7 protein-coding genes are annotated in these 11,049 nt (G+C 72.2%); 3 read left to right on the top strand and 4 right to left on the bottom strand.

All coding sequences use genetic code 11. From position 1 onward, the window contains the following. Positions 1–662 precede the first annotated feature (662 nt). From O145_RS16565 to O145_RS10430, 4 genes are all read right to left on the bottom strand, one after another. Positions 663–3,359 (bottom strand): hypothetical protein, encoded by a 2,697-nt coding sequence (locus O145_RS16565; RefSeq protein ID WP_156966714.1) that lies wholly within the window; start codon positions 3,357–3,359, stop codon positions 663–665. Positions 3,360–3,882: 523 nt separating this feature from the next. Then, positions 3,883–4,839, bottom strand: a complete 957-nt coding sequence (locus tag O145_RS10440) for an HhH-GPD family protein (RefSeq protein ID WP_229118497.1) — start codon at positions 4,837–4,839, stop codon at positions 3,883–3,885. A gap of 23 nt (positions 4,840–4,862) precedes the next feature. Next, positions 4,863–5,477, bottom strand: a complete 615-nt coding sequence (locus O145_RS10435) for an amino-acid N-acetyltransferase (protein WP_043562760.1) — start codon at positions 5,475–5,477, stop codon at positions 4,863–4,865. A 77-nt stretch (positions 5,478–5,554) separates the two neighbouring features. After that, complete coding sequence (locus O145_RS10430; protein WP_084682538.1) at positions 5,555–6,742, bottom strand: sugar-binding transcriptional regulator; 1,188 nt, start codon at positions 6,740–6,742, stop codon at positions 5,555–5,557. 120 nt (positions 6,743–6,862) lie between these two features. On the opposite strand from O145_RS10430, the gene O145_RS10425 reads away from it, so the two are divergent. From O145_RS10425 to glpK, 3 genes are all read left to right on the top strand, one after another. Beyond that, the gene (locus tag O145_RS10425; RefSeq protein WP_043562750.1) at positions 6,863–8,602 is read left to right on the top strand and encodes a glycerol-3-phosphate dehydrogenase/oxidase; all 1,740 of its coding nucleotides are present in this window, start codon (positions 6,863–6,865) and stop codon (positions 8,600–8,602) included. Between the two features lie 58 nt (positions 8,603–8,660). After that, a complete protein-coding gene (locus O145_RS10420) occupies positions 8,661–9,401 on the top strand; it encodes an MIP/aquaporin family protein (protein WP_043562749.1) in 741 nt (246 codons plus the stop codon). 72 nt (positions 9,402–9,473) lie between these two features. Continuing rightward, positions 9,474–11,039 (top strand): glycerol kinase GlpK, encoded by a 1,566-nt coding sequence (glpK, locus tag O145_RS10415; protein WP_043562747.1) that lies wholly within the window; start codon positions 9,474–9,476, stop codon positions 11,037–11,039. The last annotated feature ends 10 nt before the right edge of the window (positions 11,040–11,049 follow it).

The following is an 11,049-nucleotide window of genomic DNA, read 5'->3' as shown; positions in this document are numbered from 1 at the left end:
CGGGCCGCGCCGGTGCGCACCGAGGCGAACGAGGCCGCGGCGCCGACCAGGGCCGCCTCACCCAGGGCGCCGCCGTCGCCGGCCTCCACAACCACCCCGGCGACCTCCTGCCCGCACCCATCGGCCAGGCGCGCGGCACGAGCCAGCTCATCGAAGACCACATCCAGATCCACAGGCACACACCCCCGCACCCAGTCGGCCGCACCCAGTCGGCCACGGGGCCTATCGCAGAGACAACAGAAAGAACACAATGTAGCCCAGCCCACACCGCCCCGAAACACCACAGAACCGAACACACCCACCCGCCAGACCCCACCCCACCCACAACGAACCGGCACGAACATGACGGCCGGTAGCCCGTGAGCCGGTGGGACGGGCCGCCCCGCGGGGCGCAGCCCTCCGGTGGCATGACCCCCCACCCGCCCCGCGCGGCACCCGGGCCACGGTCTCCTGGCCCGCGCCGACCATGGCGCGCCTGATCTCACCGCCATCTGGCACGTGCGCCTGCGAGCGCGTCCAAGGCGCCGTCGAGGTGGTCTGGGCGCGGGTGGGACGGCGGCGGAACCACGCAGGCCCGGGGCAGCACTGTCGGCACTGGCGGCCACAACCATGGGGACGCGCTCAAGGCCCGCCAGCAGGAGGCAGGGGACCCCTTCCCCGGCTCAGACGGGGGCGCGCATGAGGGTGCGGACGCGCTCAAGGCCCGCCTCGGCGGCGAGCTCGCGGCGCAGCTCGGGGCGGGTGGAGTACAGCTCCATCACCTGCCGGAGCTGGGTGCAGCCAGCGGTGAGGGAGTCCATGGGCAGGCGCACCAGGCCCGCACCGGGGTCGCAGAGAAGACCGACGAGCATCTGGCCCCTGGAAGCGCCAACCACACGGGGGTGACCATCCCACGGGAGCACCACCTCGCGGCCAGTGCCCGGCGCGAAGCGAGCGCCCCGCGGGTCCAGGAGGATCTCCGGCCCCCCGTGGGGTCGCCGGGTGCCCGACCAGACCATACAGGCGACGACGACGCACACGACCGCTGCGGCCATGGACGGAACGCGCAACCGCTCCTCGTGAGGGATGGCGGCCGCAGCGACCGAGAAGCTGAAAAGCCCGGTCAAGAGAAGCGCCGCCGCACCCATGCGCGTGGCGAGCGGAGAGGCCCACAGCGATGGCAGTGCGACGCCGCTGTCGCTGAGGACCCACTGCTCATCCGCGTGCTCCAAAGGGGACCGGAAGACATACAGCGCGGCGGCCCGCAGCAGCATGAGGATGAAGGTGACGGCGAGCAGGAAGATCATTGTCGTCCTCAACTCGGCGGCGAGAACGGCAATGAGAGCCGCCAGAATCCCGAGCGCCCCGACAAGGGTGCGACGCGGCGCGGCCATCCTTCGGCGATCCGCCCTCGCGCAATCAAGAGCGCCGGGCGGGATCGGAGGCTCCATGACAACGGCGGGCGAGACTTCCGCGCTCCCGCCATCATCGCCCGGCGCACATGCCTTGTTCGACGCGGCGGGTCTGTGGGCGCACGCGCTCGGAAGTGGTAGCGACTCCTCTTCCTCGATCTGCCAGACGGGAACGCTCATGAGGGTGCGGACGCGCTCAAGGCCCGCCTCGGCGGCGAGCTCGTCGCGCAGCTCGGGGTGGGTGGAGTAGAACTCGACCACACGCTGGAGCTGGACGTAGGTCAGGGGGACGGTGCCCATGCGCACGGAGACCGGCGCAGTGCTGGAATCGGGGGTGATGACGAGCGCGGAGCCGAATCTAACGGCGCCGACGACGCGGGGGCCGTCCGTCCACAGGAAGGAGGCCTCGTGGCGGGTACCCGGAGCGACGCGGAGACCTGTAGGGTCGAGGATGATCTCGGCCCCGAGTCGCGGTCGCGGGGTTCTCCGCCATGTCACGACGGCGACAACGATGCAGGCCGTCGCGGCGCAGAGAGAAGGAATGGGGAGATCCTCGGGAACGTCTCTGTCGAAAAGAACCGACCAGGCAGAGAAGAGCCCGAGGGCGGCAAGGAGCAGGGCACCCAGGTGCTTGGCTGCCGGGAAGATCCAGAATCGCGGCAGCGCAATCCCCTCAGAGCACCTGCCCCATCGCCGGGATGCTAGCGCTATGGAAATCCGCATCCCCAGAAGAAGTAGCGCATGGAGCAGGAGAATGAGAATAACTCCGGACCCCAGGAATGCGAGTACAGAGATGTTGTCCCCGGCCGCGTAGTGCACAAGGACCACGAAGACGATGACGGCGTAGAACAGGGAGCGCAGCGGGGCGCCGTTCCGTCTGCCATCCGCCTTCTCGCAGTCGATGGCACCGGACGGCGGCTGAGGCCTGGTTGGGGCGAGCACGCGGTTCTTGCGAGCGGGCCGGCTCCTCGGCACGGGTGAGGAAGTCGGAGCGGCGCCGCCGGTGTCGGCAACCGCATCGCTCACTGCGGCCGCAGCGTCATCGACATCGTTGGTGTCGTCGATCGGCGTGAACGCCTCGTACAGCGCGGCGGGCTCCTGGCTCGGCACGGCCGGTGCGGGAGGAAGGTCCTCCTCGACCCGCCAGACGGGCGTGTACATGAGGGTGCGGACGCGCTCAAGGCCCGCCTCAGCGGCCAGCTCGTCACGCAGCTCGGGGTGGGTGGAGTAGAACTCGACCACGCGCTGGAGCTGGACGTAGCCCAGCGGAATGGGAAATATGGGGAAATACGCTGGAGGTCCTGCGTCCAGGGTGATGACCGCACAGACCTGCGTACCATGACGTGCACGTCCCGCAACAACAGGCTCCAGCTCCCAGGGAATGAACGCACGATAGCGGCCATCGGGCCACAGCCACATTCCCAGAGGTTCAAGAATGACCTCGGGCTTCTGAGGCGGATTCACAGGCATGGTCGCCCAGGTGATAGCAGCGCCGCAGAGCACGGCTAAAACAAGTGGCAGCACCCTGGATGTGCCAGAATGAGTAACACCTGAAGGTACTGGCATCCGTAGCACGACCACGGCACCAGCAACTACCATCGCGGGAGGCATCTGCTCCCACAGAAGAAATCCCCAGCACGGCCCGAACTCAACGGAATCGGTGCCCAGACGCCAGCGGCCGGGCGACTCACGGACCTGGCCGCGCAGCACGAACCTTCCCGCACCGTACAGAATAAGGGCGCATCCGCAAAAAAGAAGTATGACGGTGTACGGCCTGACCGAGCGGAACACGGCGTTGAGAGTAAAAAGGACATCCAGAGTCCCGAGCGTCGAACCCGCCCACGCCTCGATTCCCCGATCGCGGTCGGCGCGGTCGCAGGAATACACTTTCTCTGTCGGCGCCTGGCGCCAGCTGCCGCCCGCACCGCCCCCGGCACGCGAACGCCCGATGTCAGCGGAAGGGGACATGGCCACAGGCTATGCGGGCAGCAGCCACCTGTCCACGGCGAAGGCTTGGAAACAGACGCGTGGCCGAGCAGGCGCGGATCCGCGTCAGCCGTGCCAGCTATCAGAAGTACTTCTCGCGCGCCGGCGTCGGCAAGCTACCCACGAAGCCGTCACCACCGCGGAGGGATACGTCCACCAGTACCAGCCGCACAGGCAGGTTACCTCGCGAGGGGTTCTCTTCCCGGACAGTCCGGCAGTCGGCCCCACAGGGCAGCGCCACTCGGCCGACGCCCGCCGGACTCCTCGGACTGATCTCGACGCGGAACCGAACCGGTTTCGAGCCGGAATACGACCCTTGACGAAGAGGGACCGCGGGGGCAGTGCGGGGCCGGGCATCCGGGTATCTGGTCGTTCGGGCCTCCGCCCAGGGCGCTCCGGCGAACGTGAACGCACCCTTCCAGCGTGAGCGTACTTTCCGCTGGCATTGGGCGCCCAGCCCGCCCGCAGCCCCGATGGGTCCTCAGTCCCTTCCGCGCGACCGGCCTCAGGGCAGGCGGAAGGTCGCCCCGTCGTCGTCGGTGGCGATGAGACCGTCGGCCAGCAGGGAGGCCAGCGCTCGGGCCGGCTGCCCGCCATCCGCCGCCCGGCCCGCGCGGGCCCCGGCCCCGGCCCCACTCGCGGCCCGCAGCAGCGCCCCGGCCCCCAGGGCCGTGCCCGCGTCGGCCTCGCGCAGCCGGGCCATGATCAGGCCCCGCGCCTGGCGGTCCGTCCCGTGCCAGGCCTGCCTGCGGCGCCGGCCGGCGTGCTCGTCCGCCGGCCTGCCCGCCGCCAGCCACGCGCACCTCTCGCGCCACGGGCAGCGCCCGCAGCTCGGCTCGCGGGCGGTGCACACCAGCGCCCCCAGCTCCATGACCGCCACCGACCAGGCGGCCGCCTCGGCGTCGTCCTCGGGCAGAAGCGCCTCGGCCCGCTCACGCTCGGAGCGCACCGGCGCGGGAGGCGGCAGGGCCCGGCCGCCGGCCGCGCGGGCGAGTACGCGCCGCACATTGGTGTCCAGCGTCAGCGCCCGGCGCCCGTAGGCGAAGGCCATGACTGCCCCGGCCGTGTAGTCGCCGATCCCCGGCAGCGCCCGCAGCGCCTCAAGGTCGCAGGGCAGGCGGCCGCCGTGGCGATCGACGACGGCGCGGGCGCACTCCATGAGTCGCAGCGCCCGCCGGGGGTAGCCCAGGCGGCCCCACACCCGCAGGACGTCCCCGGTCTCGGCCGTCGCCAGGGCGGCCGGGTCCGGCCAGCGGCTCATCCACTGCCGCCACGCGGGCACGACCCGGGCCACCGGCGTCTGCTGGCTCATGACCTCCGAGACCAGCACGCCGTAGGGGGTGGTCCCCGGCTCGCGCCACGGCAGGCGCCGGGCGTGCTCGCGGTACCAGTCGACGACCGCCCGTGCGGGCAGTGCCGCCGTCGCCCCGGCCGGGCCGCCGGCAGCGCCTGCAGCACTCACAGCCCTCCCAGCCCTCCCAGCCCTCACAACTCGATGATCATGCGCGTGTTGCCCAGCGTGTTGGGCTTGACCCGCGCCAGGTCGAGGAACTCGGCGACCCCGTCGTCGTGGCTGCGCACCATCTCGGCGAAGGTGTCCATGCCCACCGGGGTGCCCCAGATGGGGTGGAAGCCGTGCGCCGTGAAGAAATCGACCTCGAAGGTCAGGCAGAAGACGCGCCGCAGCCCCAGACCGCGGGCGCGATCGAGCAGCTCGTTCAGGATGGCGCCGCCGACCCCTCGGTGCATGCGGTCCTTGCGCACGGCGAGCGTGCGCACCTCGGCGATGTCGTCCCACATGACGTGCAGGGCCCCGCAGCCGATAATGCCGCCGCTCCTCTCCGGGGAGCCGTCGAGCGACCCCGTGCCCTCGGCGACGGTGAACTCCTGGATGTCCTCGAAGTAGGTGATGAGGTCCTTGGGGATGAGGATGCGGCGATCGGAGTAGGGCCGGACGAGCTCGGCGATGGCGCGGGCGTCCGCGGGGCGGGCGGGGCGCAGGACCATGCGCCAGGGCAGCGCGGACGCCGCGGGCCCGGCCGGCGCGGTGCGCCCGGCCGCCCCGGAGCGCCCGAGCGGGCCGAGGGGCTCGGAGCGCATGGGATACACGCTCCCGGGGGCGGGGTGCTCCGCCGCACGACCGCGCACGGCGCCGTTGAGGGGGCTCGGGCTCGCGCTCATGAGGTCTCCTTCCGCTGATGCAGTGCCAGCACCGCACGGGCAGTGGCATCGTCGACGACGAGGTCGGTGGCCACGCGTGCGCGCAGGGCCGCGACGCAGGCGCGGGCCTTGCCGGTGCCGGCCACGACGCACAGTCTGCGCGGGATGCGCGCCAGTCGGACAGGGGTGGGACCGGTGGCACGGGCATTGAGTTCGATGTCACCCCAGGTGCCGTCGCCCCGCAGCAGGACGGTGCACACGTCCCCGACGACGCCCTCGCGCCGGGCGACGGCCAGGTCGGCGCGGGTGAGGTGGCCGCCCGCGTAGACCTGGCTGGGCAGGGCGCCGGAGCCGGACTCCAGGGTGCCCACGCCGAAGACGGCCAGGCGCGCGGCGGCGACCACGGCCAGGATGCGCTTGATCGAGCGCTCCGACCACATGGCGCGACGGGTCGCGGCCTGGTCGAAGAAGGCGGGCACCGGGAACCCGATCGTGCGCGCCCCCAGGGCGGCGCCCATCCGCGACAGCATCTGGCCGGCCGACGGCCCCTCCTGCATGGGGTCCGAGGCCCCGTTGAGCTGGACGATGGTCAGCCCGGGGATCCGCCTGGCCGGCAGCGCCGCCGCCACCTCGCTCATGGTTCTGCCCCAGGCGGAGCCGACGACGAGCCCGGCGCCGTCCCCGCTCCCGCCCGGGCCGCCGTCGTCCTGCCCGCCGGCGGCCCGCGCGGGCCCTGCGTCGCCGCCATGGGCGCCGGGGGCCTGCGCGAGCTCGCCGACGATATCGACGAAGCGGGAGGCGGCGACGGCGGCGACCTGCTGAAGGCGGTGGATCTCGGTGGTGCCCTCGCGCACGGGGACGATGCGCGCGCGCACGCCGAGCTCGGCCTCGAAGCGCGCCTCCAGGCCGCCGGCCCCGCCGGGCCGGACCAGCTCGATGCGCACGACGCCCTCCCGGCGCGCCCGGGCGAGCAGGCGCGAGACCGTCGAGCGAGAGCAGTGCAGGTGGCGGGCGATGACCTCCATGGTCTCGGCCTGGACGTAGTACATGGAGGCGGCCTCGAAGACCCGCTGCTCCTCGGTGCCGGCGCGCGCTCGCTGAGACTCGCGGGGCTCGGCAGTCCCGGAAGCCCCGGAAGCTCCGGAAGCCCCGTCGGCCCCGGCGCCGCCCGACGTCGGGGCCTGGTCCGGCCGCGCTGCGCCCATCGTCCTCATCCCCCTCTGCCCGGATGTGCACATTCGTGCACATGGCTTGCCCATCGTCTCATAGGGCGGCGATCCTGGATGCAGGACGCTACAGAGACGAAAGAGACGAAGGAGCCCCTCATGAACGCCCGGACCGCCCCGGAGGCCAATGACCTGACGCGCCTGACGCGTGAGCAGCGCACCGCCGCCCTGGAGGAGATGAGCGGCCCCGAGGGACTCGACGTCCTCGTCGTCGGCGGCGGCATCACCGGCGCCGGCATCGCCCTGGACGCGGCCTCCCGCGGCCTGCGCACCGGCGTGGTGGAGATGGGCGACTGGGCCTCGGGCACCTCCACCTGGTCCTCCAAGCTCGTCCACGGCGGTCTGCGCTACCTCTACCAGCTCGACTTCGCCCTGGTCCGCGAGGCCCTTTCGGAGCGCGGCCGCCTGCTCCAGACCACCGCCCCGCACCTGGTCAAGGCCCAGCCCTTCCTGTGGCCGCTCAAGCACCACTACGAGCGCTCCTACTCCGCGGTGGGCGTCGGCATGTACGACGCCCTGGCGCTGGCCGGCGCCCGCGGACACCGCACCGTCCCCATCCAGAAGCACCTGGGGCGCAAGGGCACGCGGGCGCTGGCCCCGGCGCTGGACCCCTCCGGGCTCGTCGGCGCCATCCGCTTCTACGACGCCCGCGTGGACGACGCCCGCCTCGTCATCGACCTCATCCGCACCGCCGTCGGCCTGGGGGCGCTGGCCGCCAGCCGCACGAAGGTGACCGGATTCCTCAAGAGCGCCCACGGCGCCGTCACCGGCGCGGCCGTCACCGACCTGGCCACCGGCGCCACCCACGAGATCCGCGCCAGGCGCACCATCAACGCCACCGGCGTGTGGACCGAGGCCACCCAGAACCTGGCCACCAGCACAGGGGGCCTGAAGGTGCTCACCTCCAAGGGCATCCACATCGTGGTCCCCAAGGAGGCCATCGACGCCGAGACCGGCATCTTCCTGCGCACCGAGAAGTCCGTCCTGTTCATCATCCCGTGGCCGCGCTACTGGGTCATCGGCACCACCGACACCCCGTGGACCGAGGACGTCTCCAAGCCGGTGGCCACGGCCGCGGACGTCGACTACCTCCTGGAGCACGCCAACGAGGTGCTCTCCTGGCCCCTGCGCCGCAGCGACATTATCGGCGTCTACGCGGGGCTGCGCCCCCTGCTCCAGCCCCAGCTCAAGCCCGGGGCGGAGGCGGCCAGCACGAAGGTCTCCCGCGAGCACACGGTCACGCGCGTGGCGCCGGGGCTGACGGCGATCGCAGGCGGCAAGCTGACCACCTACCGCGTCATGGCCGCCGACGCCGTCGACCACGCCCTGGGCGAGGCCCTCGCCCACGCCCACCCCTGCGTCACGGCCGACCTGCCCCTGGTGGGCGCCGCCGGCTACCGCGCCCTGGCCGCGCAGGCCGGCGCCATCGCCCGCGAGCGCGGCTGGACCCTGGACCGGGTCACCCACCTGCTGGACCGCTACGGGGACGAGCTCCCCGCGCTGCTGGCCTCCATCGACGACGACCCCTCCCTGGCCCGGCCGCTGGGCGAGGCGCCCGCCTTCCTGCGCGCGGAGGTCGCCTGGGCCGTCACCCACGAGGGCGCAGCCCACCTCGACGACGTCCTGCTGCGGCGCGTGCGCCTGGACATCGAGCGCCGCGACCGGGGGCTGGGGGCCGCCGACGAGGTCCTGGAGGTGATGGCGCCGCTGCTGGAATGGTCCGACGACGACGTCACGGCCGAGCGGGAGGCCTACGCCGAGCGGGTCGCCCAGATCGCGGCGGCCGAGGCCGAGACCACCGACGCCGCGGCCGTCGCCCACCTGACCCGCGCCGTCTGACCCGCCCCCTCCGAATCATCCTCTCCACCGCACAACGACGTGCAGAAAGGGCGCAACGATGACCCTCACCATGGGGCAGGTCTTCCTGTCCGAGTTCTTCGGCACATTCATCCTCATCCTCCTCGGCGCCGGCGTGTGCGCCGCCGTGACCCTGCCGAAGTCCAAGGCTCAGGCCTCGGGCTGGGTCGTGATCACCTTCGGATGGGGGCTGGCGGTGTTCATGGGCGTCTACGCCGCCTACGCCACCGGCGGCCACCTCAACCCGGCCGTCACCATCGGCCTGGCGGCGGCGGGCAGGGACCTGGCCCCCGGCGTCCCCGCCACCGCGGCCACCGTCGTCGTCTACGTCCTCGCCCAGACGCTGGGCGCCGTCCTCGGCGCCGTGGGGGCCTGGCTGGCCTACAAGAAGCACTTCGACGAGGACGCCCCGGCGGCCGCCAAGCTGGGCTGCTTCGCCACCGCCCCGGGGATCCGCTCCTACGGCTGGAACGTCGTCACCGAGCTCCTGGGCACCTTCGCCCTGGTCGCCTGGGTCCTCTACAACGGCAAGTCCCCCTCCCAGCTGGGCCCGCTCGCCGTCGCCTTCGTGATCGTGTCCATCGGCATGTCGCTGGGAGGCCCCACCGGGTACGCCATCAACCCGGCGCGCGACCTGGGGCCGCGGATCGCCCACGCCCTCCTGCCGATCAAGGGCAAGGGCGGCTCCGACTGGGCCTACTCGTGGGTCCCGGTACTCGGCCCCGTGCTCGGCGCCCTCGCCGCGGGCCTGCTCATCCCCCGCATGGCGGGCCTCTACTGACCCCGGCTCCCGACGGCGGGCGCCCCGAGGGGCCGCCCGCGCACTCACCGCAACGACGCGAAAGGACACCCCATGACCGGTAAGAAGACCGACGAGACATACGTCCTGGCCATCGACCAGGGCACGACCTCGTCACGCGCCATCCTGTTCGACCACGCCGGCAGGATCGTCGCCGTCGACCAGAAGGAGCACGCCCAGATCCTCCCGCGCGCCGGGTGGGTCGAGCACGATGCGACGGAGATCTGGCGCAATGTGCGCTCGGTCGTGGCCGGGGTCCTGTCGGCCGCCGAGGTCAACCGCCACGAGATCGCCGCCGTCGGCATCACCAACCAGCGCGAGAGCGCCGTCGTGTGGGACCGGGCCACCGGCGAGCCCGTCCACAACGTCATCGTCTGGCAGGACACCCGCACCCAGAGGATCTGCGACCGCCTGGCGGCCGCGGCCCCGGCGCCGGACGGCTCCCCCGACTACGACCGCTACAAGGACCGGGTGGGCCTGGGGCTGGCCACCTACTTCGCCGGCCCCAAGATCGCCTGGATCCTGGAGAACGTCGAGGGCGCCCGCGAGCGCGCCGAGGCCGGGGAGCTGCTGGCCGGCACCATGGACACCTGGGTGCTGTGGAACCTCACCGGCGGGACGGACGGCGGCGTGCACGCCACCGACGTCACCAACGCCTCTCGCACCATGCTCATGAACATCGACACCCTGGACTGGAACCCCGAGATCTGCGCGGACATGGGGATCCCCGCCTCCATGCTCCCCGAGATCCGCCCCTCCTCGAGCGTGTTCGGGCTCGGCCGCAAGAACGGCCTGCTCATCGACACCCCCATCGCCGGGATCCTGGGCGACCAGCAGGCGGCGACCTTCGGCCAGGCCTGCTTCGAGGTGGGCCAGGCCAAGAACACCTACGGCACCGGCTGCTTCATGCTCATGAACACCGGCACCACCCCGGTGCGCAGCCGCAACGGCCTGCTGACCACCGTGTGCTACCAGGTCGAGGGCCAGGCCCCCGTCTACGCCCTGGAGGGCTCGATCGCGGTGGCCGGGTCGCTCGTGCAGTGGCTGCGCGACAACCTCGGCATTATCGCCGAGTCCCGGGACATCGAGGCGCTGGCCCGCTCGGTGGACGACAACGGCGGCGCCTACTTCGTGCCCGCCTTCTCCGGGCTCTTCGCCCCGCACTGGCGGCCCGACGCGCGCGGCGCCCTGGTAGGGCTGACCCGCTACGTCAACAAGGGGCACATCGCCCGGGCCGTGGAGGAGGCCACCGCCTTCCAGACCCGGGAGGTGCTGGAGGCCATGAACCGGGACGCCGAGGCCTCCGGCACGACTCTTCAGGAGCTCAAGGTCGACGGCGGCATGACCCGCGACGAGCTGCTCATGCAGTTCCAGGCGGACCAGATCGGCGTGCCGGTGGTGCGGCCGCAGGTGACCGAGACCACGGCGCTCGGCGCCGCCTACGCCGCCGGCATCGCGGTGGGCTTCTGGGCGGGCACGCACGACGTCGTCGCCAACTGGGCGGAGGGCCGCCGCTGGGAGCCCACGATGGAGGAGGCCGAGCGCGAGCGCCTCTTCCGCAACTGGGTCAAGGCTGTGACGCGCACCCTTGACTGGGTGGACGACGATGTCGTCGAGTAGCCTTTTATCA

Source organism: Actinomyces israelii DSM 43320 (assembly GCF_000711965.1).
Lineage (GTDB): Bacteria > Actinomycetota > Actinomycetes > Actinomycetales > Actinomycetaceae > Actinomyces > Actinomyces israelii.
This window is presented reverse-complemented; position numbering and strand designations above follow the sequence as displayed.